22 protein-coding genes are annotated in these 26,881 nt (G+C 54.1%); 14 read left to right on the top strand and 8 right to left on the bottom strand.

Translation table 11 applies throughout. The annotated features are described in order from the left end of the window. Nucleotides 1–174 precede the first annotated feature (174 nt). From DTL42_RS22250 to DTL42_RS22210, 9 genes are all read left to right on the top strand, one after another. Nucleotides 175–1,398, top strand: coding sequence for a protein-L-isoaspartate(D-aspartate) O-methyltransferase (locus DTL42_RS22250; protein ID WP_114372336.1), 1,224 nt, complete (start codon nt 175–177; stop codon nt 1,396–1,398). A gap of 243 nt (nt 1,399–1,641) precedes the next feature. Beyond that, nucleotides 1,642–2,769: a TIGR03000 domain-containing protein gene (locus DTL42_RS22245; RefSeq protein WP_114372334.1), complete on the top strand. Its 1,128-nt coding sequence runs from the start codon at nt 1,642–1,644 to the stop codon at nt 2,767–2,769. Nucleotides 2,770–2,920: 151 nt separating this feature from the next. Then, entirely contained in the window at nt 2,921–3,589 is a 669-nt protein-coding gene (locus DTL42_RS22240) for a hypothetical protein (protein ID WP_114372332.1), read from the top strand. Continuing rightward, nucleotides 3,586–4,557 carry an HTTM domain-containing protein gene (locus tag DTL42_RS22235; protein ID WP_114372330.1) on the top strand — a complete coding sequence of 324 codons (972 nt, stop codon included), beginning with the start codon at nt 3,586–3,588 and terminating at the stop codon, nt 4,555–4,557. Before DTL42_RS22240 ends, DTL42_RS22235 begins: the two co-directional genes overlap by 4 nt. 265 nt (nt 4,558–4,822) lie before the next feature. Further along, the gene (locus DTL42_RS22230) at nt 4,823–5,836 is read left to right on the top strand and encodes an aspartate-semialdehyde dehydrogenase (protein WP_114372328.1); all 1,014 of its coding nucleotides are present in this window, start codon (nt 4,823–4,825) and stop codon (nt 5,834–5,836) included. Nucleotides 5,837–5,850: 14 nt separating this feature from the next. Continuing rightward, nucleotides 5,851–6,645, top strand: a complete 795-nt coding sequence (gene truA / locus DTL42_RS22225) for a tRNA pseudouridine(38-40) synthase TruA (protein WP_114372325.1) — start codon at nt 5,851–5,853, stop codon at nt 6,643–6,645. Nucleotides 6,646–6,669: 24 nt separating this feature from the next. Continuing rightward, nucleotides 6,670–7,845 (top strand): glycosyltransferase family 4 protein, encoded by a 1,176-nt coding sequence (locus DTL42_RS22220; RefSeq protein ID WP_114372323.1) that lies wholly within the window; start codon nt 6,670–6,672, stop codon nt 7,843–7,845. Nucleotides 7,846–7,881: 36 nt separating this feature from the next. After that, the gene (locus DTL42_RS22215) at nt 7,882–8,934 is read left to right on the top strand and encodes a serine/threonine protein kinase (protein WP_114372321.1); all 1,053 of its coding nucleotides are present in this window, start codon (nt 7,882–7,884) and stop codon (nt 8,932–8,934) included. 51 nt (nt 8,935–8,985) lie between these two features. Further along, the gene (locus DTL42_RS22210; RefSeq protein WP_114372319.1) at nt 8,986–9,978 is read left to right on the top strand and encodes an acetyl-CoA carboxylase carboxyltransferase subunit alpha; all 993 of its coding nucleotides are present in this window, start codon (nt 8,986–8,988) and stop codon (nt 9,976–9,978) included. A gap of 393 nt (nt 9,979–10,371) precedes the next feature. Here the strand turns inward: DTL42_RS22210 and DTL42_RS22205 are convergent, their stop codons facing one another. Then, nucleotides 10,372–11,250 carry a CvpA family protein gene (locus tag DTL42_RS22205; protein ID WP_114372317.1) on the bottom strand — a complete coding sequence of 293 codons (879 nt, stop codon included), beginning with the start codon at nt 11,248–11,250 and terminating at the stop codon, nt 10,372–10,374. A gap of 251 nt (nt 11,251–11,501) precedes the next feature. On the opposite strand from DTL42_RS22205, the gene DTL42_RS22200 reads away from it, so the two are divergent. Beyond that, a complete protein-coding gene (locus DTL42_RS22200) occupies nt 11,502–12,269 on the top strand; it encodes a metal-dependent hydrolase (protein WP_114372315.1) in 768 nt (255 codons plus the stop codon). A 3-nt stretch (nt 12,270–12,272) separates the two neighbouring features. Here the strand turns inward: DTL42_RS22200 and dtd are convergent, their stop codons facing one another. After that, entirely contained in the window at nt 12,273–12,722 is a 450-nt protein-coding gene (gene dtd / locus DTL42_RS22195) for a D-aminoacyl-tRNA deacylase (protein WP_114372313.1), read from the bottom strand. After that, a complete protein-coding gene (locus DTL42_RS22190; RefSeq protein WP_114372310.1) occupies nt 12,722–13,591 on the bottom strand; it encodes a hypothetical protein in 870 nt (289 codons plus the stop codon). Before DTL42_RS22190 ends, dtd begins: the two co-directional genes overlap by 1 nt. A 300-nt stretch (nt 13,592–13,891) precedes the next feature. Here DTL42_RS22190 and DTL42_RS22185 point away from each other — a divergent pair, with 300 nt between their 5' ends. From DTL42_RS22185 to DTL42_RS22175, 3 genes are all read left to right on the top strand, one after another. After that, complete coding sequence (locus DTL42_RS22185; protein WP_425305531.1) at nt 13,892–15,046, top strand: hypothetical protein; 1,155 nt, start codon at nt 13,892–13,894, stop codon at nt 15,044–15,046. 202 nt (nt 15,047–15,248) lie between these two features. After that, on the top strand, nt 15,249–16,118 hold the full coding sequence (locus DTL42_RS22180; RefSeq protein WP_114372308.1) for a hypothetical protein: 870 nt from the start codon (nt 15,249–15,251) through the stop codon (nt 16,116–16,118). A gap of 19 nt (nt 16,119–16,137) precedes the next feature. Continuing rightward, complete coding sequence (locus DTL42_RS22175; protein ID WP_114372306.1) at nt 16,138–17,595, top strand: DUF11 domain-containing protein; 1,458 nt, start codon at nt 16,138–16,140, stop codon at nt 17,593–17,595. A gap of 9 nt (nt 17,596–17,604) precedes the next feature. On the opposite strand, the gene DTL42_RS22170 is transcribed toward DTL42_RS22175, so the two are convergent. Both DTL42_RS22170 and DTL42_RS22165 read right to left on the bottom strand, forming a co-directional pair. Next, on the bottom strand, nt 17,605–19,899 hold the full coding sequence (locus DTL42_RS22170; protein ID WP_114372304.1) for an ABC transporter permease: 2,295 nt from the start codon (nt 19,897–19,899) through the stop codon (nt 17,605–17,607). Nucleotides 19,900–19,952: 53 nt separating this feature from the next. After that, entirely contained in the window at nt 19,953–20,906 is a 954-nt protein-coding gene (locus tag DTL42_RS22165) for an ABC transporter ATP-binding protein (protein WP_114372301.1), read from the bottom strand. Nucleotides 20,907–21,178: 272 nt separating this feature from the next. Between DTL42_RS22165 and DTL42_RS22160 the strand changes: the two genes are divergently transcribed. Beyond that, the gene (locus DTL42_RS22160) at nt 21,179–21,406 is read left to right on the top strand and encodes a hypothetical protein (protein WP_147274404.1); all 228 of its coding nucleotides are present in this window, start codon (nt 21,179–21,181) and stop codon (nt 21,404–21,406) included. Between the two features lie 153 nt (nt 21,407–21,559). Here DTL42_RS22160 and DTL42_RS22155 read toward each other — a convergent pair whose 3' ends face one another. From DTL42_RS22155 to DTL42_RS22145, 3 genes are all read right to left on the bottom strand, one after another. Further along, nucleotides 21,560–22,411, bottom strand: a complete 852-nt coding sequence (locus tag DTL42_RS22155) for a hypothetical protein (protein ID WP_114372297.1) — start codon at nt 22,409–22,411, stop codon at nt 21,560–21,562. Nucleotides 22,412–22,596: 185 nt separating this feature from the next. Then, nucleotides 22,597–25,278, bottom strand: coding sequence for a patatin-like phospholipase family protein (locus tag DTL42_RS22150; protein ID WP_114372294.1), 2,682 nt, complete (start codon nt 25,276–25,278; stop codon nt 22,597–22,599). Nucleotides 25,279–25,570: 292 nt separating this feature from the next. Then, the gene (locus tag DTL42_RS22145) at nt 25,571–26,803 is read right to left on the bottom strand and encodes a cytochrome-c peroxidase (RefSeq protein WP_114372292.1); all 1,233 of its coding nucleotides are present in this window, start codon (nt 26,801–26,803) and stop codon (nt 25,571–25,573) included. Between the last annotated feature and the right edge of the window lie 78 nt (nt 26,804–26,881).

The raw sequence follows: 26,881 nt of genomic DNA, 5'->3' as shown, positions 1-26,881 counted from the left end.
GCGAGGCAAACGGTTCATTCTCGGTTTCTTCCCAACAGAAGCAAGTGACTGGGCTGCCGAGCATCTTGCTAGGCAAAAAAGTGGCGAAAAGTTCCGATTTTTAGAGCTCGGAACCTATAATAGGAAGTGCCCGTACCCCCAGAATATCTTCTCACCCTCCTCAAAAGAAGTGTGATGACCCGATCTATTTCTACGCTAGTTTGGTTGATTTCTTCCACGTTGTTTGTCTTGGGATACGCTCGTCCCGTGGAGGCACGCGACCCTTTCGAGGCCGCGCGAAATCAATTAGTTGATACCGCCATTGTGGCGAACGGGGTGAAGGATCCGCGGGTGATTCAATCGATTCGCGATACCCAGCGGCACGAGTTTGTATCTGCTCCGCAGCGTGCCCAGGCCTATTACGACATGGCGTTGCCGATCGGAGAAGACCAGACGATTTCTTCTCCGTTCATTGTCGCCTATATGACCGAGTCGCTTGAAACGAAGCCTACCGATAAGGTGCTAGAGATTGGTACCGGTAGTGGTTATCAGGCCGCTGTCCTTAGTCCGTTGGTGAAAGATGTTTACAGTATTGAAATCAAGGAAGTTTTGGGCCGCAAAGCAGCACGCACGTTGCAGCGGCTCGGCTACGACAACGTTCACACGAAAGTGGGGGACGGCTACCTCGGATGGCCAGAGCATGCCCCGTTCGACAAGATTATTGTGACCTGCTCGCCTGAGAATGTCCCCCAACCGCTGGTCGATCAATTGCGGGAAGGGGGACGGATGGTCATTCCTGTGGGAGAACGTTATCAGCAGACGTTGGTCCTGTTCACCAAGAAAGATGGCAAGCTCGAAGCCGATCCACTGCGACCAACATTGTTTGTGCCGATGACCGGGGAAGCGGAAGATCGACGCGAAGTGAAGCCTGATCCGGCGAATCCCCATCTGGAAAATGGTGATTTCGAACAACCCCTAGCAGAAAACGGCACCGTGCCAGGTTGGTACTACCAACGCCAGTTGGAACTTGTGGAAGATACCAGTTCGCCGAGCGGCTCGCATTGCTTGAAGCTTTCAAACCGCGACCCGGGACGGGTTGCTTTGGCTCTGCAAGGGTTGGCACTGGATGGCCGGCAAGTGCATCGGTTGACCATCAAAAGTTGGGTTAAAACCGATAGCATTGGGCTGGGGAACGATCGGACGCTAGCACCATTGCTGGTGATCAGCTACTACGACGAACAGCGGCGGGAAGTTGGCCGATCTGCCTTAGGCCCTTTTATAGGGACAAAGGATTGGCACGAGGTGGAGAAAACCTTTTCAGTCCCCCCCACAGCAAGGGAGGCTCTTTTTCGAATTAGCACTTTTGGGGCGGTTGGTACCATGTACGTGGATAATGTCAGCATTGAAGCCGTTCACTAGATGTCCACAACCGCTGCGCCAATTGCACTTGCGAGAAATGTTCTCGCTCTAAGTGCTTATCTGGCAACGTTTTTTCGAGAATGCGAGTTCCTTCCTCTAAATTCTCTGTATTCGGCAAAAATTACCCAATCTCCTTGAATTGAAGGCTACACTTGCTAAGTTCATGAAGGGTAGCTTGGTGCTAGCCACGCAATGAGTGCAAGATCACGTGTTTGGAAACGATAGTTTGGAGTTAATCCGGGTATGAAAAGCATTGGCCGAAAGTTCGCGTTGGCCGGAGCGTTGGCATGTGCGGTAATGTTTACCACCGCAGGCCAGGCAAAGGCAAATTGGGGTTCGTGGGGATCTAGCGGCGGGTCCAGTGGTGGATCGAGCGGCGGTTCCAGCGGGGGTTCAAGTGGTTCCTACTGGAGTGGCAGCAGCGGCAGCAGCGGTGCGAGCAGTGGCTCGTACGGTTCCAGCGGAAGCTGGCGCGGCGGGGTCTTCCAGCGTTGGTGGGATAATCACCGCGCCGCCAAGGTATACGGCAGCTCGGGTAGCAGCAGCGGAAGCTGGGGTTCCAGCGGCGGCAGCAGCGGTGGCGGTTTGTTCAGCCATCATGCAGCGAAACGCTCGTGGGGTTCCAGTGGCGGTAGCAGCGGCGGCTGGGGTTCCAGCGGTGCTTCGAGTGGCGGTAGCAGTGGTGCATCGAGCGGCGGCAGCAGCGGCGGTTCAAGCGGTATCTACCAGTATTACACCCCGATCGAAGCAGCTCCTGCGATGGAAGCTCCGATAACGCCGGGAACCGAAATGCCCATGACACCAATGACCCCGGCAGCGCCTGCGAGCTATCAAGCCAACGATGCGGTCATTAACGTCAATGTGCCTGCCGACGCCAAGATTTTCGTCAACAACCAAGCCACCACCAGCACCGGTAACATGCGTCGCTTTGTTTCCCGCGATCTGGAACCAGGCTACTCGTTCGAGTACGAAATTCGTGCCGAAATGCGTGTCGATGGTCGGATGGTTAGCGAAGTGAAGACCATCAAGCTGAACAGTGGCGATACGAAGAATGTCGAGTTCAACTTTGACCCAACGGCTACGCCAGACACCCAAGTTGTGGGCAAGCCGGTTGAAACCAAGGTTACGCTGAACGTTCCGAAGAACGCATCGGTTGTCCTCGCTGGCAACGAAATGCAAACGCTGGGCGAACAGCGGATCTTCAGCACTTCCACGTTGGCTCCTGGCGAAACTTGGAAGAACTACGACATCGTCGTGACCGTTCTTCGCAATGGGACGCCGATCACCAAGCGTAAGGTCATTGACCTGACCGGTGGTGACAACCAGGAAATCACCTTCGATTTCAGCACCGACTCGGTGGCTTCGCTCTAAGAAGAGCCTGATCGAAAAAGTTTGACTAAACGACAAAACCCTCGCGATGGGAAAACCTTTCGCGAGGGTTTTTCTATGGGTATATAGCAAGTTCAGGCGTACACCTTTTTCAGACAGACGCAGCCGCGTTTTGGTCGATAGGGAAAGTACCATGAACGATCGTCCCCAAAACAGTCCGCCGCCTCCCGCATCGCCCCCGCCCAAGCCAACTTGGAGTGTTGGCTTTCGCCGTTTGGTAAGTGTGCTGCTGCTGATTCATTTGACAGCACTGTTTGTGGGGCCGTGCGCTTCGCCGCCTCCCTCAAGCATCTGGGCCCGACAAGCCGAAGCGGTTCTCGAACCGTATTTAAACGCCACCTTTCTCAAAGATCACGGCTACCGCTTTTTCGCTCCCAACCCAGGCCCTAGCCATTTGATTCGGTACGAACTGCTAGACGAAGACGATCAGGAAATCGGCGAAGGAACTTTCCCGAATCTGCAAGAGCATTGGCCACGGCTGCTGTACCATCGCCACTTCATGATCAGCGAGTCGCTGTTCAACATGGCGAACATCTCGGATCAGCCACCACCGAAAGAGGCACCACCGGCAGTTCATGCCGATTACCAATCGGCGGTTAATTTGCGGAATGCCTACTTGGATTCGATCTCTCGCCATTTGGCCAGGCTGCATCCTGAAGCCGCGAAGATACGTATTGTAATGATGCAACATGCCATACCGCTGCCCGAGGATGTCGCCAAAGGGCGTCCTTTGAGCGACCCTAGTTTGTACGAGGAAGTGGTACTTGGCGTGTACACGGTTCAGCCGGAGGATCGCGAATGATTACTGTTTACTTTCGCGAACTTTATCGGGGTGTCGTCGACGGCTGGAACTGGTTTTGGTTTACACCAACCGACCCGGCCACGCTCGGTTTGATTCGGATCTTCGCCGGCAGCATGCTGTTCTATACCCATTTGGTTTGGTCGATCGACCTGAATGGCTTCATGGGAGAGCAGGGGAGGTTCACCCCCGACTTAGTAGATCGAATGCACCGAGGAAGCGACTTCGCGTTCAGCTATTTACCGGTATTCGATGGAAACCCATCGATGCTGTGGCTGGTGCATATCATTGGCTTGGTCGTGCTGCTGATGTTTGCGTTGGGGTTATGGTCGAAGGTGACCAGTGTGCTGGCGTTTATTATCGCCGTTAGTTACGTACATCGCGCGCCTGGGGCATTGTTTGGGCTCGATCAAATCAACGTGATGCTGGCGATGTATTTGATGCTAGGCGGGGCAGGGGAGGCGTTCAGCTTAGATCGCTGGCTCGAAAAACGACGCTATCCGAAACGTGACCTGCCAACCACCAGCACAGCCGCGAATGTGTCGATTCGCTTAATTCAACTGCACATGTGCGTCATCTATCTTTTCGCCGGAACCGGTAAGCTGCTGGGCGATACTTGGTGGGAGGGAACGGCATTGTGGGGAGCAGTCGCTAACAGCGAATATCAATCGCTCGACATGACCTGGCTGGCCAGCTACCCGCTGTTGATCGCGTTGATGACTCAGGTTTCGTTGGCTTGGGAAATCAGTTACTGCGCCCTGGTTTGGCCTCGGCTCACTCGCCCGATCGTGCTTGCCCTGGCGGTGCCGTTGCACTTGGGTATTGCAATCTGCATGGGGATGATCACGTTTGGCTTGATCATGTTGGTCGGTAATTTCGCGTTTGTGAGCCCGTGGGTAATTCGCGAAGTCGAAGCCGGACTCCGCAAACGGTTGGGCAAAACCGAATCTGCGGCAACGGTGACGGCCTAGTTGCTCGGGCAAGTGGTTGTATCTGAGGGAAAACGATAGAAATTCCCAAAAGAATTGGAATGGGACTGACATCGCGGTAATGCGATGAAAGGGCACCATTTACGAAATTTGAAATCCCCAAGCAAGGCAATGCAGGGCAGGGGCTAGGGCCCGAATGAACCCCATTACGCGTTGAAGTGTCGTGGTTGGGGAATCTATAATGTGGGTTTCGGATGCACGCATGCATCCGTTTAGGTAGTTTGTTTAACCTGATAGGTAGTTTCCCGTGTACGAAAATCTGGCCATTGTTGGAGCCACCGGAGCCGTAGGACGTCTGATTCGTCAGCTATTGGAAGAACGAAAGTTCCCCTACAAAACGATCAAATTCCTCGCTTCCAAACGTTCGGCAGGCACAGAAATCACGTTCAACGGTCAAACGCATACGGTCGAAGAACTGACGCCAGAGTCTTTTGAAGGGGTCGATATCGCGATCGGTAGCACTCCGGACGATGCCGCTGCCGAGTTCGCGCCTTGGGCGGTCGAACGTGGTTGTATTGTCGTCGACGAAAGTGGTTACTGGCGGATGAAGGAAGACGTGCCACTGGTTGTGCCGGAAGTCAATCCGGAAGCAATTCAAAACCATAAGGGCATCATCAGCAGTCCCAACTGCTCGACCACGCAAATGGTTGTGGCCATGAAGCCGCTGCACGACGCTGCCAAGATCAAGCGAGTGGTTGTTTCCACCTACCAAGCGACCAGCGGGGCAGGGGTGGCCGGCGAACAGGATCTGGTGGAAGGGGCTAAATCGGTTCTGAACCAAACCCCGTACGAGTACCAGGCCTTCAAGCACCAAATTGCTTTCAACTTGATTCCGCAGATTGGTAGCGAAAAGTACGAAGGCTACACCTCGGAAGAAATGAAGATGGTGTACGAGACGCAAAAGATCTTTGGCGACGATTCGATTCAGGTTTGCCCAACCTGTGTCCGTGTGCCGGTGACCAATTGCCATAGCGAAACGATCTTGGTCGAAACGGAGCGTCCCATTTCCGTCGCGGAAGCTCGTGAGCTGTTCGAGAAGACTGACGGGATTACCGTGGTCGATAATCTCGGGGCAGGGGAGTACCCGATGCCAATCAACTGCACGAACAAGAACGACGTCTTCATCGGTCGTATCCGCAAAGACCTTTCCAGCCCCAACGGACTGACGTTCTGGTGCGTTAGCGACAACCTCCGCAAGGGAGCCGCAACCAACGCTGTGCAGATCGCTGAACTGTTAGTTCGCAGCCAGGCTGCCGTCTAAAGATTGGCTGCTTGATGGAAGAATCGGGGCATGCGGCGGCCAAGTCTTCTGGCCGCTGCATTAAGCTAACGGTTGCCTACGATGGCACCAGATACCAAGGTTGGCAAACGCAACGCACGGGCCCGACGATTCAATCTGCGCTGGAAGCTGCCATTCAGAAAATCAGTGGCGAAGCAGTTCATATCAGTGGCAGTGGGCGAACCGATGCCGGTGTTCATGCGTGGGGCCAAGTTGCCAGTTTTCATACCGGCAGCAGCATGCCAGCCGACGTCTTTCGCAAGGCATTGAACGCCACGTTGCCGCATGACATTGTTGTGCGGCATGCGTGTGACGTGCCGACCTCGTTTCGACCGATCAACGATGCGCTCTCGAAGCGTTATCGTTACGTTCTTCAGCCAGGGCGAATCAACGACCCTTTTGCCTTGAAGCATGCTTGGTTCGTGAAACGTATTCTCGATGTCGAATCGATGCAAAACGCAGCCCAGGCGTTGATCGGGGAACATGATTTCGCCGCGTTTCAAGCAACCGGTTCACCGCGACGATCAACAGTTCGTACGATGTTGGATGCGACGGTTCAGTTGCACGACGCAGAAGAACGACGCAAGATTTTTATCGAGGTCGAAGCGACCGGGTTTCTGTACAACATGGTCCGCATCATTGCCGGGACGCTGGTTGAAATAGGGCAGGGGAAGCGCCCCGCTGATTCCATGGCTGCGATCATTGCTTCGTGCGATCGCCTACAAGCTGGCATGACCGCGCCGGCCCATGGTCTCTATTTGCTGCAAGTACACTATCCACCTCACGAATAGATCGAAACGAAAGTGGAGTCGCCAATGCGTGTTGCCCATGTGATTACTCGGATGATTATCGGCGGCGCGCAAGAGAACACGCTCTACAACTGCTTGGATCTTATTCGCGATTACGGAGACGATGTGCTGTTGATCACCGGCCCGAGTCTCGGCCCGGAAGGGAACTTGCTCGACCAGGCGCACGCCCAAGGTCTCCCGGTGAAAGAGTTACCGCACTTGGTTCGCAACATCCATCCAGTCACCGATTGGAAAGGTTATCGGGAAGTCAAAGCGGCCATTAAAGAGTTTCAGCCTGATGTGGTCCACACGCATAGCGCGAAGGGGGGCATGTTGGGGAGAAGGGGGGCGATGGCGTTAAACGTCCCGGCCGTCATTCATACGGTGCATGGTGCGCCATTTCATCCGTACCAATCCGCGCTCGCGCGAAAGTTCTTTATCGCCTGCGAACGCTACGCCGCGCGGCAGTGCCACAAGTTGGTCAGTGTGGCCGACGCCATGACCGATTTGTTGGTCGAAGCCAAGGTCGCGCCGCGAGAAAAGTTTGTCACCGTTTACAGTGGGATGGAAGTCGAGCCGTTCTTAGCAAGCGACCAACTGCGCGCAGCAACCAGAGCCGAGCTTGGCATCGGGGCAGGGGACGTGGTCATCGGAAAGATTGCCCGCTTGTTTCATCTGAAAGGTCACGAGTACGTGATCGAGGCAGCCAAACAGGTGGTTGCCCAATGCCCTCAGGCGAAATTTCTGTTTGTGGGGGATGGCATTCTGCGTGAGCAGTACGAGAGCGATATTCGTGCCGCTGGCCTGCAGGATCATTTCATTCTCGTGGGGCTGGTTCCACCAAAAGAGATTCCTAAGTACATCTCGGCGATGGATGTGCTTGTACACACTAGCTTGCGAGAAGGACTCGCTCGGGCATTGCCGCAAGCACTGCTGTCAGGCAAGCCAGCGGTGAGCTTCGATATCGACGGGGCCCGCGAAGTCGTGATAAACCGGGAGACAGGTTTTTTGATTCCGCCAGGGGATGTACCGCAGTTGACGTCGGCCTTGGTCGAGCTTTGTCAGGACCAAGAACTACGCCAGAAGCTGGGTGAAGAAGGGCGGGAACGTTGCCGCAAGGTGTTTCCACACCAAGTTATGACCCGCATATTGCGCAAAATTTATCAAGAAGTGCTTCAATCGAATGGGCGTGATATTGCGTAAACATGTAAATATAAAGCGGTTACGTCGTTTTGGGTGATGGTTCACTCTTTTGAAACCCGAACGATTAGGTTAAGATTAAGAAGTCTGTCGATTCGGCATGGCATTCGGAACAACAGGGGCAACTCCTCCGCACGGATATTCTCATCGGTGGCTACTGCAGGAAGAAACTTCATCGGTCCGTACCGCTTGGTGCGAATGCTACGCGCAAGCCAAACTTGCCAAGTCTGGGAAGCAATCCACGACATGGACAATCGCCGAGTCGCGATCAAGGCCTTGCGTGATAACTACCTTAAAGACAAAGCAGAAATCGCGGCGCTGAAGCACGAACATACGGTGGCTTCGACCTTCGACCATCCATACGTGATTCATGTCTATGAGTTCGATAGCTTTCGAGGGCTCTCTTACTTGTGCCTTGAGTTTTGTATCTCGCGAAATATGAAGATGGCCATTCGCGAAGGGGTGGAAGAGCTCGCCTATTGGACCCCCAAGATTGTCGAAGATGGGGCCAGGGGGCTCGGCTATATGCACGAGCAAGGATGGATTCATTGCGACGTGAAGCCTGATAATTTTCTGTTAGATACGGAAGGCAACGTCAAGCTGATCGACTTCTCGATCGCGCAGAAAAAGAAGACCGGCCTCGCTAAGTTGTTTGGCGGTGGTTCTAGGGTGAAAGGCAATGTGCAGGGGACGCGTAGTTATATGTCTCCTGAGCAGATTCGTGGTAAGACCTTAGATGGCCGAGCCGATATGTATTGCTATGGCTGTACGGTCTTTGAACTTATTAGCGGCAAAGTTCCCTATACGGCAACCAGCCCTGATCACCTATTAGACAAGCACTTGCGGGCAGCGGTCCCATCGCTGCAAGCAGCCAACAACAATGTCACGGCCGAGTTTTCGGCATTGATTGAGCGAACCATGGCCAAAGATCCGGCGCAGCGTCCGGATACAATGGAGGAGTTCGTTAAGTTGCTGAAGAACACCAAAATGTACCGCATTCCACCCCGCAAACCGGCTTCACTCGCTCAGCGAGAAAAGCAAGAAGCGGCGGCAAGTGGCGACGATTCATCCACGGAGTCAGGCGACGCATAGTCGCCAACTGACTTGGCATTTTTTCCATTGCCTGGAGCACTGAAAGCCTTCATGAGCACCTCGATCTATCTCGACTTTGAACAGTCGATCGAAACTCTCGAGAATCAACTGAAAGAGTTAGAGTCGTCTAAGAACGACTCGCCCGATCGCCATGACGAGATCCGTAATGTGCGTAAACAGCTAACCGACACCATTCGTGAAGTCTACGGCGACCTATCGCCGTGGCAAACGGTGGAAGTTGCGCGGCATCAGAAACGTCCGCAGTCGGCCGATTACTTGAACTTGGTATTCGACGAGTTTGTCGAGCTGCATGGTGATCGCAAGTTCGGTGACGATCGTGCGCTGCGAACGGGCTTCGCTAAGCTCGACAAGCACAAGGTGATGTTCATTGGTCACTTCAAAGGGCGTGACCTCAAAGAACGTAGCGAATGCTTTTTCGGTTGTGCTCATCCAGAAGGTTACCGCAAGGCGATCGAAAAGATGCAGCTCGCCGAGAAGTACAACTTGCCGGTGATCACATTCATCGACACGCCAGGCGCGTACCCAGGCGTCGGTGCTGAAGAGCGTGGCCAGGCCATGGCGATTGCCGATTCTATGTTCGTGATGTCTCGCTTGAAGACGCCCATCATTTCGGTCGTCATTGGTGAAGGCGGTTCCGGCGGCGCGCTGGGGATTGGCGTGGCAGACCGGACGGCCATGCTGCAGCATGCTTACTATTCAGTGATCAGCCCGGAAGGTTGTGCTGGCATTCTGTGGAAGAGTCACGAGTTCAAAGCCAAGGCTGCCGAGGCGCTGAAGTTCACCTCGAAGTATCTGCCAAAGTTTGGAATCGTTGACGACGTGATCGAAGAGCCGCTGGGAGGTGCCCATCGAGATCATCACCAGATGGCCGCACGGCTGAAGATGTATCTGACCAAGACGGTCAACGAATTGCTCGCCAAGCCGACCGATGAGTTGGTCGAAGGACGCTACAACAAGTTCCGCCAAATGGGCGTTTATCTGGAACGCGAAATGGAAGCCACCGAAGGTGAGCCGGCCAGCTAGCAGCAACTAGTTTCGGCAACGAAATTCATTTCCAAATTTAGCCGCCGCGAATCCTTTTCGTGGCGGCTTTTTCGTTTCGAATTCGGTCTTCGAAACCTGGGCTGAAATCGACGCAGCGAGAACGCGGACGATGATTGAGACACGAAATGATCTCCAACGCGCTAGAAGAGATTCTCGGAGGCGACTTCTTGCTCGTTGGCAATGAAGTTCATGGGAGAGTAGGGCTCAGCAGCAGATTACCTGGCCTCTATAGAACCCCCACTGCAACGTCCGATAATGTTTGTTATGTTCGGTTCGGCCCTTATTTTTACCGGGAGATACACATTTCCCGATTTCGGTCCCCTGCTTCCCTGATGTAGGGAATGGGGCTGGCGGAGGCTTGGTTGGCGTGGCTCATCGCTGTGGTGCGTAAGGTCCTGGTTGCTGGGGCTGACCATACTGCGGGTAGCCCGGTTGCTGGTTCGCCGGGACGTTCATCGCTGGCGGATAATAGCCTTGTGGCGGTTGCTGATATTGGCCTGAGTACTGCTGCCAATTCGACTGGATATTTTGTGGATTCTCGATCGACTGATTCACGAAATTCTGAACCTGATTGGCTTGGTTCTGAGCCTCGTTTTGAAGCTTGTTTTGAATCTGATTTTGGACGTTCGATTTGAAGTTCTGGAACTCTTGCTGGAGATTGAACTTCGCGGGGTCGATTGTGGTTGTGCCTCCCCCGCTGGAACCGTTTTCGGTGTCAGCGAACCAGTCTGGGTTCTGTCCGTTGATTCGTTCGTCGTATCGTTTGATAAACGGTCCCACAACTTCGTTTACCTCGGCTGGCATCACGCCGTGCAGTGTGTGGATGGTTTTGGTGATGTAATAGCCTGACTTCGATTGAACGATTTGCTGGCGGCTTTGATCTTTGGTCATGGCGACTGCGAACATGGTCACAATGATGCACAGAAGCACACCTTTTGCGAAACCAATGCCAGCACCAACCTGACGGTCCCAATCTTTCAGGGCCCAGTTGTCGAGTGTCTTCTTGACCAACGAGAAGCTCACCCAGATGACCATCGAAGTACCGATGTAGATCCCCAGCATCGCTGCCAGGTTTCCCCAAGGTGGTTGCAGGCCAAGTGCCGTGGCAACTTGTTCGCGGAAATGCATCGAAACGAAATAGCTCACGACCAGCGAAGCAATCGAGGCAATCTGCCAGGCCATCCCTTTGTACAAACCCCACAAGACGGCGCCTGTGAGAATTGCCAGCATGATGAAATCGTAGGTAACCATAATTCGCTGTTCCGTAGCCTCTGAAAACTTCGCCCATCGAAGTCGGGAAAGTATACGCACAAGCAACGGAAACCCGAAGGTCACTTTCCGCAGCTGCTAGCAGTTGGTGCGAAGCTGGTCTGGAATCGAACGACCGAATTTCGGTACAAGAGGCGAACTCTTGCTGAAGCAGCATCCGTATGGAAACCGGACCCCAAAAATGTGTGCTCTGGCAGGGGGGCTAGCAAAACTTTTTTTGAGGCAGAGAATCGATGGCCGACTTCAACACACACATTGCAACAAGCACCGTGGTGGGCGTTGGCGTTGGTTTCGCTGGCTACGCGTTGCTCGATACGCCTGAACCAGCACGCGTGATTACTTGCATGTTGGCGACCTCGCTTTGCAGTATCGCCGGCATCTTGCCAGATCTCGATTCCGGCTCAGGCCGACCACTTCGCGAGACGAGTTCGCTCTTGGCGGCTGTGGTACCGATGCTGATGGTCGATCGCTTTCAGCATATGGGGCTTAATGCGGAAGCCATCGCATTAGCTGGTCTGTTGGTTTACATCACCATCCGTTTTGGCGTCGTCGAGATTTTCAAACGCTACACGGTTCATCGCGGTATGTGGCACAGCATCCCGGCGGCGATTTCCTGCACGCTGCTAGCGTTCTTAGTTGTCTCTGGCGAGAACCTGGAAGTTCGCATTTTCAAAAGTGCCGCCGTGTTCATTGGTTTCATGGTGCATTTGATCTTAGATGAAATTTGGAGCGTCGAGTGGAAAGGAACCCACTTTCACTTCAAGAAGTCGTTTGGGACGGCAATTAAGTTCTGGTATCCCAAGAGTATATGGTCGAATGTATCAACCTATAGCAAGCTAATACTGCTTATTTTTATTGCTGTCGGTGATCCTGTTATGATGCAGCATTACCGCTTTCATCGATCGCCACAAGAAATGCAGCAACAGCTTGTTGAGGAACCTCTGCCTCAGCAGCAAACGCCTCAAATCGCTACCGAGCAGGTGCCAACATTCAATCGCTAGCACTTAGAGCGTCTTGGTGCTATCAAGAATCATCGTCACGGGGCCATCGTTCACCAAGTGAACTTTCATGTCGGCACGAAAGATACCCGTCTCGACCGCAAGGCCTTGCTCGCGAACTAGACGCACGTACTCTTCATACAGCGCGTTGGCCTCTTCCGGTTTGGCGGCGGTAATGAAACTAGGACGGCGTCCTTTCCGGCAATCACCCAGCAGCGTGAACTGACTGATCGCCAGAATGCTGCCACCGATATCTAGCACGCTGCGGTTCATTTTGCCATCTTCGTCTTCGAAGATCCGCAGGTGAATCGTCTTTTCGACGAGGTACTTCAAGTCGGCTGCCGTGTCTCCTTCGGCCACGCCTAGTAAGACCACCAGGCCCTGGGCGATCTGGCCGACGACTTGTCCATCGACTTTGACATGGGCTTCCGAGACTCGTTGAACTACGCCACGCATCAGTATCGCCCCCCTGCCCCGGACGAGACAGCCAGCCGATAGGTTTCGGTTTGGTCTTTGGCGTCTGGAACAATGGTCTTGGGTTGAAGAAGCTCTGTATTGGCGGAAACCTGGCCCCGGATGTGTATCAGATCGACTTTCACGATAGGCACGCGCCGTGAATCATGGAGCGTTTCCCACTGCAAGCGATGCGGAAAGCCGGTCGATGCGTCTAGCAAGATCGAGATGCCATCGGCTTCTGATTTCAGAAATGGCAAGAGGTTCATCTCTTGTTCTTTTCCGGCTTTCTTGATTCCTTGAAGCAGCAGGAACAGTTTCTCTCCCTGGCGAATGTGCTGGACCGTATTGAAGTCGTAGGTGTTTTGCAAACGCCAGATTAAGTGCGCGATGCCAGCACGGGGCATGTTAGGGTCGACCGAAGTGATTTCGTTTAAGCGAATCATCGATGCCGACTCTTCGATATTCGTTTTCCACTGAGTCCACAGCACCGGCGCAGTTGATAGCACTGCTTGCTGCAGTTGAATGGAACTCGCCGAATCAGCACCGCGCAGAGAAAGACCGTGACGTTGTGAACGTCCGCGCCCGGTCTGCGTATATTCACCGGTACCGTGAATCGTTTGACCGAACAAGTCAACTTGCCATACCACGTCGGCAGTCAGTCCATCTTGTTGCTGCCAGCGTTGAATGACGTTCGCAAGTAGCTGTGGGATGTTGAGATGCAAAGGGTTCTGGCTTTCGCTGCCCCCCCCTGCCCTGGATGTTGGGTTTGCTTCACCACGAAAACGTTGTGAAGCAGCCCCTAAACCGACGCCAACCGCTAGCAATGCTATTGCGGCGATGGCTGTTAATTTGAAGCGATTATCTTTCATTGCGGGGATTTGACGGTTTTCCCAAAGAAACCTGTCCTGCTGCGCCGAACAATATTGGCAACAGGGATATTCTTGCGCTGCGTAGGGTTTAGCACGGTTGCGAAACTCGACGCAGGGGATTGTAAGGGTTTCCCTGAGGCTGGGTCCACGTCATTCGTAAGGTTCCTTGGAACTAAACGGAGACGTAGTCCGAAACCGCTCGCAACCATTCGTCACGTATGAATACCTGAGAGGATCTCCGCTCTTGCCATGGAGAACGCCGCAAAGGCGCGGCAGCAAGGGTCTAGTGAGGGGGAAATCATGAAACAAACATTGTGGATGTGGACCTTGACGCTCCTGACGGCTGTAGCCGGTGTTGGCTGTCAGGCCGTCGGGGGACATAACCTGCCTCCGGCACAGCAACTTATGCAACCGGGCCCAGGTGTGGGTGGACCAGGACCAGGAGTCGTCGCACCGCCGCCGATTCAACAGGTCTCGGCCAACATGCCAATCGCTCCGGGAATGGTGCCTCAGATGCCGGCACCGAGTTGGACCAGCCAAGTGCGGTTCGTCTCGCCCGACGGGATGCAGGTTAGTTGGGATATTGGCGGAATTGGCATGTACGATTCGGAACCGAAAGTCGTGCCGTTCTCCAAGAACTTCCCACAAGGCGGTATCTATCGCCTGAAGATCTCGAACATCGAAGGCCAACCAGGCGTCGAGTTGTACCCGACTCTGGAAGTAGGTTTCGCCACGCCGCGAACCGAAGCCTTCCTGGCACACAACGCCATTCCGGTTCAGTTCACGGAAGATGACTTCGCTCAAGTGCGAAGTGGTACTTATGTGACCAAGGTAATTTACCTGCCGGATCCGAACTACCAAGAGCTGGCCCTGGCCAACGTCGAAACTTTGGTCTCGACTCGCTTGGATCCAGGCGTCGACCCGATTGTCGAAGCAGACCGTCGTGGTTCGATCATGGCCATCATTCGCTTGGGTAACAAAGACTTGGAAGTACCTGGTGAAGAACTGGAAGGCCTAATGGCTGGTGGAGTGCCGATGGGTGTTCCAGCGGCAGGGGCTGCTTACTGTGGTCCGATGGGTGCTGGTTCGCCTCCGCCTCCGGGAATGTCGGCTGCCACACCGAACCCATACGCGGTTCCTTATGTTGCCGGCGTGACCACGCCTTCCTACGGGATGCCGATCACCGGTACACCGATCGGATTGCCTGGCCCACCGCACATTCCGCTGGGTGGACCTGCTGGTCTGCAGAAGCATGTGATCAAGAATCACACGCACATGCACATTCCAGGACCGACGCCGAAAGTGGCTATCCACGTGAAGCAGCGTCCAGGTCTGAGCTACCCGACTCCGCCAAACCGTGCTTGGATTACCGAAGAGAATATCCATCCTTCGCCAAACATGAAGCAGCCGATCTCGGATATGCACCAATTCGTTCCCGCCCAGGGCGGTTACTAAGAAAAATGGTCAGTGGTGCCCTGCACCGCACAAGCTGACCTGACCATTCTCCATGGCAATGGAGCAGGGTCGCGGAGAAACATCCGCGACCCTACTTCCATGGAGCGAGAACCGGGCCTGGAAGGCGAATAAGCCTAAACATTCCAAGCCAACCGTTTTCCATCCCCCGATCTCACGCAGACCTTCAGGGAAGAAGATCGCCGTGAAACATATACGACAACAAAGCATCTTGCTGCTGGCCACCCTCATGGTGCTCGCCGCGTCGAACGTCGGCCGAGCTCAAACCGGAGCGGTGCCTCTCTTCACCGAGCGTCTCGCTCCTGGAGCGATTGGCCAACTGCAGAACATCAAGGGCCGCGGTATTCCTGGCTATGTTCAGCCAGTGAAGCTGGTCTTGCCGGAGGGAACGACCATTGCTCCGGTGGTTGATGGGAACTTTACCGAAGATATGCCTGCGCCACAAACGTTCGGTTGTTTGATTGGCGCCGTGTATCGCTTCCGCATCTCTCAAATTCCTTTACAGCCTGGCGCGGAACTTTTTCCGACGGTCGAAGTCATCGATCGAACCTATCCACCGGCTGGCTTGGAACTGCAATATCCCATTCCAATTCATATCACCCAGGAAGAACTTCAGTTTGCCCTGGACGGAAAATTTGTGACGCGTGTGGTTTATCTCGAAAACCCTCGTACGGCGATTCCCAATCGATACCAGCCCAGCTTTCAGCCGTGGTTTGAAGTAGAGGCCGGGCAAGATCCGATTGTCACTGCCGATGTCTTAGGACGCCCGGTCGCCATTTTGCGGTTAGGTTCGCGCCGCCCGACAGCGGACGATTTGCCGGGCGAATTCACCTACCAATCGCCACCGATTCAACTATTCGGCAACGTGCCAGAACCACCGGAAGGTGGCGTGCAGGTACCGATGGGCCCTGCCCCGACCGATGCCGCTGCCATGCAGGCTCGGCGAGCGATGATGCCGCAATATGCGGTGCCACCTACTGCGGGGCAGCCGTATCCTTATGCCGTGCCGCACACGAACATGCCTCCGCAAGCCATGTACCCTTCGCAGCGATAGATGACGGAAGCCACGCTCGATGAAAACAAACTTTGCTCTGCAAAAGATCGTTTCCTGCACCTTGCTGCTCACTTGCAGTGCGGCATTTTCGGCCTGTTCGCTTAATCGCCAGGCGAAGCAAAAGGAACAGAATCCGGGGCAACCGGAACCAGGGATGGTTTTTAATCAGCCCTACCCGGCCTACGAGTACAGTTCGGCCCCCTCCCCTGCTTCGGGGCAATCAATTCCCGATAGCGGATACAATGGACAGCCGAGTTTTCAGCCTCGTTTCCAAGGCGAAACGTTTCGGGCTCCTCAATCGGCCGTGAATACTGCTGGAGCAAGGCCTGCATATCCCGCGACCGGCATTCAGCGTACTTCTGCCGAGATGCCCGTTTCCGCTCAGCCTGCTGCGGCTCAAATGCCGGTTCCCACCCAGCCGATCAGCTATGCGTTTCCACGTGGGCAAGTCATGCCACAATGTGGTCCTGGTTGTCAGCATCCCAGTTCCATTTGCATGCATGGCGATACCGTTGGTGGATGCCAGGCTTGCCAAGCCGCTGGGGTCCCCTATCGCGCTGGGCCTTGTTGGCCCGAAGATGAATATTTGTACGACGGCGGCGACCGAAACTTGCGAGCCGAGGTTGACGGCGATTTCGGCGTGCATGGCGTCGACTTGGAAGACACCATTGGTCACTACGATACCTTGGATGGCAAACGTATTGTCACGCCCAGTAATCGCGTTTGCGTTTACTCGCCTCGTTTTGCTGCGGTGCGTAAGGTGACCGGGCTTAACGAAGACATCTTAGGACGTCAGCTCTCCGGGCTCGATGCTGATCTGAAGCTTAACAATCAGCAACACAACGGCACACCTGCCGGTGTTGTTCAACCGTTGGCCTTGCGTGGCCAGGTGGGTGGTAAGGCGGCAAACGCTTTGGAAGAAGATATTGCCGGCGTCTATCTCTACAACAACCAGCGTCTGGCTCGCTTTATCGAAGAATTCAAAGCTTACGAAAACCTAAGCGTCATTCGTTATGGTGTCTTCGAGCAAGGAGAAAAGGCTCGCCTTTCCTCCAGCCTGCAGAACGCAGTCGCCTGGACCAAGAACCAACGCGTTCAAGTCGTGTTAGAAGGGAGCCGAGCTTCCGAAGTTGCGGAAGGAGTCACGCCACAAGAGTTTGTGTGGTCTGAGATCCCAGGCGAGCCACGTCTGCGTGTGATTAAGGTCGCCGACAAGGGAGATGCTCAAAGTGGCGAGATCGTCGAGTTCACCTTGCGATTTGACAATGTCGGTACTCAGCAAATGGGTAATGTCACGATCATCGATAACCTGACGCCACGTCTGGAATATATTGAAGGCTCGGCCCAGTGCAGTATCGATGCTCAGTTCATGACACAGCCAAACGAAGCCGGCAGCCAGTTGTTGCGGTGGGAAATTGCTAACCCACTGGACAAAGCTGAAGGTGGTGTCATTCGCTTCCAGTGTCGCGTTCGCTAATTGGCTTGCTTACAGATCCAATCGACTGACATAGAAACAGGTGATTGCCAGCATCACAGCGATAAAGATAGCGTTGTGAATAACCGGCTGGAGCACATCGTTACTCGATTGGATTTCTCGGAGATCTCCTAGGCTATCCAGGCCTGCCAGCGAGGCCTTGCTCGACTGGTCGGTCAGCAAGTACTTCACCAGCTTGTTCAGCTCGCCAGGCTTAGGAAAGACAAAGTAAATCGGCTCGACGATCCAGTCATAGGTTAATCGCCAAGCGTCAGAGACCGGGGTGTAAGACTGCGTGACTTCTTGGGTGGCTAGGTTTTCGATACGAACATGCGTCGAGGCGTCGGCGATTAAGATCTGATCTTGGTCGAAGGCAACCGCTGAGGCATCGGAATCGATCCCCTTGCCCTCCCCTGCGGCAACATCGTATAGCCACAAATCGCCGCTATGAAACAGGATGGCAATCTGCTGTCCATCGGGACTTGTTTCCACCGCAGCCGGAGCCACGTTGCCAACGGGACGCAATGTTTCCTGTAGTTCCAACGTTTGGCCGTCGCGAAGTTCCACATAGCCATCTTCCTTGGCAATCACGGCATACTTCGGTGTTAGCCCGGCAATAACCGCCCCCTGCTCTTCCCGCGTGGTTTGCTTCTGCACGGTATAGTGGTGGTCCTCGTTGGGGTGAAGCAAATAAAGCTGGCTTTGATCGGCGACGAGGATTCGGTTGGAGGTGCGATCAATCGCGGCGGCAAACGGCATTAGATAAGGAACCCCTTCCTCAGGGCCCAGCCGTGAAAACGCATTCTTGCCACCGAAAGGAATATCGAAGCCGAGGAACTTGGGTTTTTGGGCTTTCCCCTGATCTTGATACAAGTGAACTCCGGTCGAACCTACCACCAGAATATTGTTGTCGCTATCTTGCAGGATCCACGAGGCACCAGTTGGAGGATTGGGGACGTCGTTCGGTACCCAATTGCCGGTCCATTGCGCCGTTTTGAACTGGCCTCCGCTGACTCCTAGACGCCGCATGCGACCTCGGCCAGCGGGTTGTTCCAGGTACATGAGCGATTGCGACGGAGCGTGATAGATGGGACCAACCAAAACCGACTGCATCACCAACGAAGCGGGGCCGCGTCGTTTTTCCGTCAACAGAACATCATCCCAAACTCGCAATCCTTCATTCCACTGAACGAAGTGACCGTTCTGCGTGACACCAACCAACGCTTCGTCTGTTGGCACCAAGCGGACCAGACGTGTCGGATTGATGGCCGTTTCTTCCATAAAGACCTTCGTCGTACCGACCGTAAAGCAAGCGAGGAAGAAAAGAACCGTTACCACAATCGAAACGATCGAATTGCGCCACACCACGCCGGCAAACGTTGAGACGGCGTAGTAGATGGCAAACTGAAACATAAAGATCGGAATGCAAAGCAGCAGAGGCTGGCTCCAGACATCGAAGCGAAAGCCGACGATCAGCCATAGGCCGACGATGAAGTAAATCACCGTTAATAAAATGAAGACGCAGCCACCCAAGTACTTGGCAAGAACCAGCAGCGAACGTGAGACGGGCTTACTGAGTAAAAGGTCGATCGCTCCCGGCTCGAACGTGCGGGGGATAATCGGTGCGGTAACGAGAATGGCGATGAAAATAGCCAGCATCCCCACGATGATATCGATGAACCCGGCCAGCGTCAGGTTCACGGCCATCGCGAACAAGTCTTTCGAGATAGGCAGTGGGTCGGGAAATTGGAAGACCGCATATTTGAGGTACAGCTCTTCACTAGGGGCAGCTCCGAGGTGAGTCGGAAAAGCCCGATGAAGAAGCAGGCGATTGAGTTCGAGAAGCTCGTCGGCGGAAAGCTTATCGGTCCCTTGGGCAAGGAGGTCTTGAGCCCGTAAGCTTAGAGGAAGCTTCTGCCAGGCTGCTTGATCATAAAGCTTAGGTTGGCTGAGTAGGTCGTTAAGGCCCGCCACGAACTGGTCGACTTGTGAGCCAGAGAGTCGATTCGGGGCGTCTCCCTTTTCCTGGTCGCCGCGCACAAGCGTTTGAAACGCTGGGTTCGCGATGGCCACGAGGTGCTTCCCCGGCGATGGTTTATCGCCCGCCTCTTGCTCACGCAGATCTGCTAAGAAAGCGGGGATATCGCGGACACTCATGCGGTGAAATTCGGCAGCTCTCTTTTCTTCGTAACCAAAAGGAGCAATCGCCAGCAGAACGACCGATAGGACCAACAACAAAATGTACAGCACGCGCGAAGCGAACGCTTCGTGGAAAGAATCGTAGATAACGGTCAGGTAGGGTCGCATGGAGAGAATTGCCTGGAATCGTGCTGAGAAAAAAGAAAAAGAGAAAGCGATCACTACTGAGCTGCGTCTTCGGAAACGATATGCAGGAAAGCATCTTCCAGCGACGTACGCATCCGTTTCATTTCGATAATATCGATTTGCTTGGCTCGCAGCCGATCGAGACAACGGTTGATGGTCGCTTGGTCTTCCGCCGAAACAACCACACGTGCTACGTCAGCAAACTCGACTTGCCATGGCTCGGTCTCTTCGTCGGTCAATGCATATTGCATTTCATCCAAAGACCCTTTCAAAGTGAACTCGATTCGCGCGTGAGGATGCTGCGTGATCTCTTCAATCGTGCCGTGGCGTTGCACGCGTCCTTTGGCCAAAATCGCTGCTTGATCGCAGATCAGCTCAATCTCTTGTAGCTGATGACTGTTCAAGAAGATGGTTTTTCCTTCGGCTTGCAAGTCTTTAAGCAGCCGACGTACATCAGCCCTGCCTACCGGATCGACCCCATCGGTTGGTTCGTCGAGGATCAATAAGTCTGGATTGTGAAGTAACGCTTGCGCGATACCTAACCGCTGCTGCATACCTTTGGAATATTTGTGAACCGGTGTGTCTCCCCATTTGAGCAGCCCGACACGTTCGAGGAGATCGGGACGCTTGGCGAGCACTTCTCGCCGGCTCATGCCGCTAAGGCCTCCGTAGTAGATCATCGCCGAGTTGCCGGTTAGGTGGCGAGGAAAGCGATGATGCTCGGGAAGGTAGCCCACCTTTTTCCGGCCACTTCGATCCCCCAGGGGACGGCTTAACATGGTCCCTTCGCCTGTGGTACGCCGGACTAACCCTAGCAGCACTTTAATCAGCGTGGTCTTACCGGCACCATTCGGCCCTAGTAAACCAAAGATTGAACCGCGAGGAACAGACAGCGAAACGCCACGCAGAGCGTTAACTTGCTTTCGGCCCAGCAAACCTTCTCGGTAAGTCTTATGAAGGTCGCGGACAGCGATGATTGGTTCAGGCATAAGGGAAATAACGCAGGTCGAAAGACGACCACTTAGACAGGAAGAAAGATATCGATGGTAACCATTTCTGTAGGGGTATACCAATTCGAATTCTCTTTTGCTTCAGAACTTACAGCGAATTAGCGAGATTCAGCGAAATCGTTAGGCGGAACAATGGCACGCCAATTGCTTTCTCGATATGGCAATGAAAAAAACGCCGACTGCGGGAATTCAGGTTGGAATCGAACCGAATTTTGGCAGGGCAGATCAAACTTGTAGAGGAGATACTTCCGATGACTCTTTGGATTATTTTGCTGATCGTTGTCATGCTGATTGCATTTAGTGGAGCCGGTTACGGTTACGCCTCGCGTCCGATGAATGGCCCCTACCCGGTTTACACGGCACCGCTGGGCGGCCTAGCCAGTTTGATTTTGATCGGGCTGCTGGTCTTGTTTGTCCTGGGCATGCTCAATGGCATGGATGGTTTTACGATCGATCTACCTCGGATCACGGTCGACTAACTCCGCCCCCCTGCCCTTTCAAAGGGAAGCTAATCCAAAAAGAGCCCCGTCGGCAACATCCGACGGGGCTCTTTTTGTGAAATCAAAACGATGTCTATACGCTTGAGTAAAACCAAGGCGGACGGCAGGCTGCCAACCAGTGGTGAGGCCGATTTACTTCTTTTCCTTCGGTTTGCCGGTGTTGGGGAAGACCGATTGCCAGTTCACTTCTTCTTCTGGTTTTAGTTCACCTTTGACAACCCAACGAGCCGCATCGACGATCAGCGGCGTGTTGCCTAACTTCCAGTGAAATTCTGGATGGGCGCTGAACAACACGAAGCGGCCTTTGCCAAACGTGCCACCCAGCACGGCGGGCGTTCCAGGCATGACGCCTCCTTGGTCGCCTTGCTTCTTGATGTCGGTTTGAAAGCTGCCAAGGGCCTTGGTTACTCCAAAACCAGGTTCATCGGTGATCTTCCAGAGAGGTCCGTTGGCATAAAACATGGTGACCTCAGGGGCTTGCTCAAAACCGGTGTCGATTTTTACATCGCCTTTGCCGCGTGCCCAGCGACCATTTTTGCTATCGACGATGATTGCGTTAGCAATTTCGATATAGCCGAGAGCTTCCGAGTGACCACGTACGAAGGAGTAGCCTCCGGCGCAACTGGCTAACACTCCCCCGCCCTGCTCGACAAATTGTTCGACCAACTTGCCTCCTTCTTCACCAAGCGACTTGTTGAATGCGGTACCACTTCCGCCGCCAATGATGAAGATATCGAGGTCGTCCAAAGCCCCAGCTCGGACCGCTTCGCCTGAGACCGCTTTGGCTTCCATGCCTGCTTCACGCAGAATGCGGATGTATAGACCTTGGCTGGTATTTTTGCCTGGCTCGGCGGCAGAGCTGAGCACGCCTACTCGGGTCGGTTGGCTTGAAGACGCTGGTGCCTCGCCGAAAGAAGAGCAAACGCCAGCGAAGAGAAAGGTGCCGGTCGTGACCAAGAAGGACAGAAGTCGAGGAAGGGTCATGGGAGGTTACCTGAAAGCACTCGGACGAATCAAAAGCCATTTGGTTTTATGATAGCCGCCGAAGGCAATAGAGGCCGCTGATAGAGGAGGTTTTGCGTGATTTGCCAATTCGCATGCGCAAAAGAAAAGCCTCCGGCAATTTCGCATTGTCGGAGGCTTTATGTCATACGCGACTTCAAAGCGAACTATCTTCGAAGGCGTGATTCGCCACGGAGATTTCGGTCGGCAATGGTTTCTACCGAGGATGCCCCGGCAGGTGGACCGAGCCAGTTTTCGATCTCTCGCAGCGGAGGAAGGTCGTCCATTTCGTCAGACTCTTCGCTGGACGTTGTCTTCCAGGCATTTGCTTCTTCGGCGAGGTAGTTCCAGGCCCGTTCGTAGGTCTTCATCTGCTCGCTGCTTAGCTTCCAGGAAAGTGGTGGATCGCTGTTGCCGTGGTAAGGAACCGTAACGACCTTGAATTGAATCGGATAAAGCCCGGGGCCACTGCCGCGACGTGGCGGAAGATTAACCGGTTGTTCCGCAACGGATGTCCCGGAAAGCTTGTGACTTACCGGAGACGTTTCGGCACTGGCATCCGCAGCGATGCCCATTTGCTGAATACGATTCATGGCTTTGCGGCGGGCTTGCGAGTTGAACTGGAAATCTTCCGTCGCATTGTCTTGCGAATCCGAACCGTTGTTTTGCAAACCTCGGTTCGCACGTTCGCTGAGGTGATGGAGCACCCACATCACTTCCTGCTCGGTCATCGTGCGATCTTCTAAAAAGCTGACTTCGAGTTGCCCACGTTCTGCTTGCGAGGCTCCCCGAACGTTGCTCAGGCCGAGTAGTGGCCCAATGATGGCATAGCTTAAAGCTTCAAACTGACCACCTGGCTTATCGAACGCGGCATGAGACGAAGCAGCGCCGTAGTTGTCGATGTTGATCAGCAGAATGCGATCGAAGGAACGCTCTTCTGGTCTGCGGCGGCTAAACTTATCGATCAGCTGACTAATGCTTTCCAAGGCTGTCATGATGCCGTCGTTGTCGGCATACGCTCCATCTCCTATGCGAACGGAAGGCATCAGTGGTTTGCCAAATTCGTCCAGCGATGGTCGGCTGATGGGGGTGACATAGGGGAAGGAAGCAGACAAGCGAACTGCTGTGGCTACTTTCATATCGAGTTGATTTTCTCGCAGGTCAAAAGCCGCACAAGTTTCTGCATGCTCGTGCTCGTCGGTTTGGGAATGGGCGTTGTGTTCCCAGTGAGCGGTTGAGCCGAGTAAGACACGCCGGCCCGATTTCACGTCGGTGGCGTTGAAAACGACAGCCGGCAGTTTCCCTTTGGCTGCGAGGCTACCCCACGAGCTGAGCTTAGGCGAGGGACGCCCGGTTGACTGAAGCGTGAAGTCCCAAAAATGCTCGGCAGCAGTACCTCGATCCAAGGGCGTAAGCGGAAGCACATCATGAAACGTGGTCGCGAAAAAGATCGGTTCGAGCGTCGATTGTTGAGCTCGGCGGCGCACTTCTTCTAGTGGAACGGCGGTGTCGGGATCGCTAATCCCATCGAGGTAATACATTGTGCCGACGCTTCCTCCCGAAACGGCACTGATCAGCCCCAAGGATTTGCGAAACGTATCGGGCCAGCGCTGATCGAGCCGGGTAAGTACTTCCGCCGACCAGGCCGCCGCATGGATACCACCGCCGGGAGCGGTAATCACAATCAGCGTGCGTTGGCTGCGCTGACGAGGATTGCGCGAGTTGACGGCAGGAATCTTTTTCGCTTCAACGGTATCGACAAGGCTAGGAGCCGGTTCCAGGACCTTCTCGACACGGAATTCGTAGTCGCGCACGACGAATAATGCCAATCCAAAGAACGAAGCTGCCAAAAGCGTCGAGATCTTGAAACGGTCGAGCCAAAAAGCCACGCCAGAGGCAATTGTCGTAAGGATGGCTACCATCAACGCGAAGTGCCCAATGGTGGGAATCACCTTGGTCAGGTTGCTACCGGGAAAGAGAATATGCTCGAAGATACCCAGGATAAACGTGATCAACAGCAACAAGCAAAGCAATAGAGCTAGTTCTAAATGGCCAGCCAATGGACGCTCGGTGCCGGAGGGATCTTTCATCGAGTAACCTGGTCCGCGAACCAAGCCGATTTTGGCCAGCATCACGGCAAACCCACGCGGTAGTTTCGCGACCTCGTTGGGGTTGTCTAACAGGTGGTCGTGATGATGATGCAGTGATTCAAAGGGAAAGATTCCTCGCAGTGGAATCACGCCAGGCAAGATGTATTTTCGTAAAAAGCTGAGCAGCACGAGCAGCAAAGTCGCCAGGATGCCTCCGAGAATGAACCCGCCGTACAGGCTTTCTACGGTGATGAGGCCGTGGTTGACGCGCAGGTTCAAGTCGGCAACCAGCGATAACGAGGGCATCGGCAGCAGCACCCATGTCAGGTAAAGCCAAGTCGGCCAGCCCACGCCGCGACGTTGCGAGTCTTCCATTAAGCCGGCCAGGTCGCGTGGTTGCCGCACCTGGACCTTCCCGTTGAGTTCGGTCCAGCAAGCAAACCGCTCGCCACCATGCACCCAGGCAGCTCGGATTTGAAGGATCAGCAAGGCAGCCGTGACATACCACGAGAACGACGCCAAGATAGCTTGCGAGAAGTTATCGATTAGCAGGCCATTTTCTAGCAGCGATGGCAGTACGTACCGCGAGACGGGCACGATGGCCACCATCAAAACCAAGCCAAAAATCGAGAAACGACAAGTGCCAGAGATATTGAAGAACTCGCCGAGTTCTTTCCACCAAGGAAGTTGGCCGTTTCCAATACGCGATGGTTTGTTGGGTTCTGACTTGTCTTGCGTTAATTCACTACCGGTACTCATACGTCATTCCGTCCATGGCCGCAGCGAAGTCGGGGGAAATACGATCGCTTTTCACGGGGCGCCTTGCCCTGGTGAGACAATTACGTATTTTCCTTATCGGCAAAGTGGTGGAACTTTAACGATCACGTTCTGTTTTCCGACACCCATTTTTTTGTAATTTGAACCTTCTTTCCTCGATTGCTTCATGCCAGCAGTGCCTGCTGCTATCTAGCGGGCTTTATACGCGCAAAAAAAGCCCCGCCAGAAATCGTTTCAAGCGGGGCTGGAATCGGTCGTTGAACGGATCCGCAATTTACTTCGGCAATCGCCCCGGCTCAATTTGGGGGAACTCGCCGGTGCAAGCCTTCATGAAGTTGACCAGGTCGGTCTTGTCTTGCTCGGTCAGGTTTAGTTTCTGGACCTTATCGCTTAGATACGGATTGGGATGACCTCCCTGCACATACCATTCAACGACTTCTTCCAGTGTCTTTTGACTACCGTCGTGCATGTACGGAGGTGATTGAGCGATGTTGCGGATGGTGGGGGTCTTGAAGGCACCTTTGTCCTTCTCGTCCTTAGTAACTTCGTAACGTCCCAAATCGGGTTCCTTGGCGTTCATGCCGACGCCTAGGTTGTGATAAAGTTCGTCGGTGAAGTTCGCTCCGGCGTGGCAAGCGGTACACTTCCCTTTCTCGCTGAAGAAGATTTCGCGACCGCGACGAGCACTCTCCGACATGCCGGCGGCCCCCTTCAGGGCATCGGCATACTTCTTGTAAAGTTCCGGATCGTCTTCGGCCAGGTATTTCAGTTCTTCTTCGGGGAACTGCTGTTGGAAGCTGCGGACCACTTCGTAGTAATCGTACGGAGCAGGACCGGTAACGATTGCTCGTTCAAAGGTGGCGATCGCTTTGCCGACGTTGTCGATGTTCACACCATCGTCAAAGATCTTCTCGAACTGCACTTTGTAGCCGGGGATCTTCTTGATGGTATCGACCGCGACTTCATGCGTGTTGGCCATTTCAATCGGGTTGGCGATGGGACCGACCGCTTGTTCTTCGAGCGTTGCCGCGCGACCATCCCAGAATTGCTTGCCGCTGAGAATCCGATTGAACGAAACCGGCGAGTTACGATTCCCTTCCTGTCCATCCACTCCCACGCCAAATTGTGTGTCGAAGGCCCAGCCTTTTTCAGGGTGGTGACAACTGGCGCAGCTTACCGTGCTGTCGGAAGAAAGACGCGTATCAAAATAGAGCTGACGCCCCAGTTCGATCTTGGCCCGCGTCATCGGGTTTTTGTCGAGCCCGGTGATTTGCCCTGCGGCGGCATCGAGCCCGAATGGAAGGGTGATTTTAAGTTCTTCATGATTGGCTGGATCGGCAAGCCACTTGTTGATTTGCTCGACGGTTAACGGCCCTTCGCCAGGAATACCCGCAGTTAATGAAGAATCACCAAGGGTGACGGTGTTGGACGGTGGTGCCGCAGAAATACTGCTGGCCAGGGTAAGCGAAGCGGCGGCGATCGCCAGTGCCAGGCACATCGATTTCATGGGTGAGTTTCTCCGTAGATTCAACAGGAAGATCGCCAAGGTATAGGTGGTGACTTTGACTAGGTTAAGCTTGGCGAA

The sequence above is a fragment of the Bremerella cremea genome (assembly GCF_003335505.1).
Lineage (GTDB): Bacteria > Planctomycetota > Planctomycetia > Pirellulales > Pirellulaceae > Bremerella > Bremerella cremea_A.
Note: the sequence above shows the minus strand (reverse complement) of the source record. Positions and strands in the feature narration are given on the sequence as shown.

Coding starts and splice junctions, on each gene's coding strand:
- DTL42_RS22250 (WP_114372336.1), top strand. CDS start 175: ATGACCCGATCTATTTCTACGCTAGTTTGGTTGATTTCTTCCACGTTG.
- DTL42_RS22245 (WP_114372334.1), top strand. CDS start 1,642: ATGAAAAGCATTGGCCGAAAGTTCGCGTTGGCCGGAGCGTTGGCATGT.
- DTL42_RS22240 (WP_114372332.1), top strand. CDS start 2,921: ATGAACGATCGTCCCCAAAACAGTCCGCCGCCTCCCGCATCGCCCCCG.
- DTL42_RS22235 (WP_114372330.1), top strand. CDS start 3,586: ATGATTACTGTTTACTTTCGCGAACTTTATCGGGGTGTCGTCGACGGC.
- truA (WP_114372325.1), top strand. CDS start 5,851: ATGGAAGAATCGGGGCATGCGGCGGCCAAGTCTTCTGGCCGCTGCATT.
- DTL42_RS22220 (WP_114372323.1), top strand. CDS start 6,670: ATGCGTGTTGCCCATGTGATTACTCGGATGATTATCGGCGGCGCGCAA.
- DTL42_RS22215 (WP_114372321.1), top strand. CDS start 7,882: ATGGTTCACTCTTTTGAAACCCGAACGATTAGGTTAAGATTAAGAAGT.
- DTL42_RS22210 (WP_114372319.1), top strand. CDS start 8,986: ATGAGCACCTCGATCTATCTCGACTTTGAACAGTCGATCGAAACTCTC.
- DTL42_RS22205 (WP_114372317.1), bottom strand. CDS start 11,250: ATGGTTACCTACGATTTCATCATGCTGGCAATTCTCACAGGCGCCGTC.
- DTL42_RS22200 (WP_114372315.1), top strand. CDS start 11,502: ATGGCCGACTTCAACACACACATTGCAACAAGCACCGTGGTGGGCGTT.
- dtd (WP_114372313.1), bottom strand. CDS start 12,722: ATGCGTGGCGTAGTTCAACGAGTCTCGGAAGCCCATGTCAAAGTCGAT.
- DTL42_RS22190 (WP_114372310.1), bottom strand. CDS start 13,591: ATGAAAGATAATCGCTTCAAATTAACAGCCATCGCCGCAATAGCATTG.
- DTL42_RS22185 (WP_425305531.1), top strand. CDS start 13,892: ATGAAACAAACATTGTGGATGTGGACCTTGACGCTCCTGACGGCTGTA.
- DTL42_RS22175 (WP_114372306.1), top strand. CDS start 16,138: ATGAAAACAAACTTTGCTCTGCAAAAGATCGTTTCCTGCACCTTGCTG.
- DTL42_RS22170 (WP_114372304.1), bottom strand. CDS start 19,899: ATGCGACCCTACCTGACCGTTATCTACGATTCTTTCCACGAAGCGTTC.
- DTL42_RS22165 (WP_114372301.1), bottom strand. CDS start 20,906: ATGCCTGAACCAATCATCGCTGTCCGCGACCTTCATAAGACTTACCGA.
- DTL42_RS22160 (WP_147274404.1), top strand. CDS start 21,179: ATGACTCTTTGGATTATTTTGCTGATCGTTGTCATGCTGATTGCATTT.
- DTL42_RS22155 (WP_114372297.1), bottom strand. CDS start 22,411: ATGACCCTTCCTCGACTTCTGTCCTTCTTGGTCACGACCGGCACCTTT.
- DTL42_RS22150 (WP_114372294.1), bottom strand. CDS start 25,278: ATGAGTACCGGTAGTGAATTAACGCAAGACAAGTCAGAACCCAACAAA.
- DTL42_RS22145 (WP_114372292.1), bottom strand. CDS start 26,803: ATGAAATCGATGTGCCTGGCACTGGCGATCGCCGCCGCTTCGCTTACC.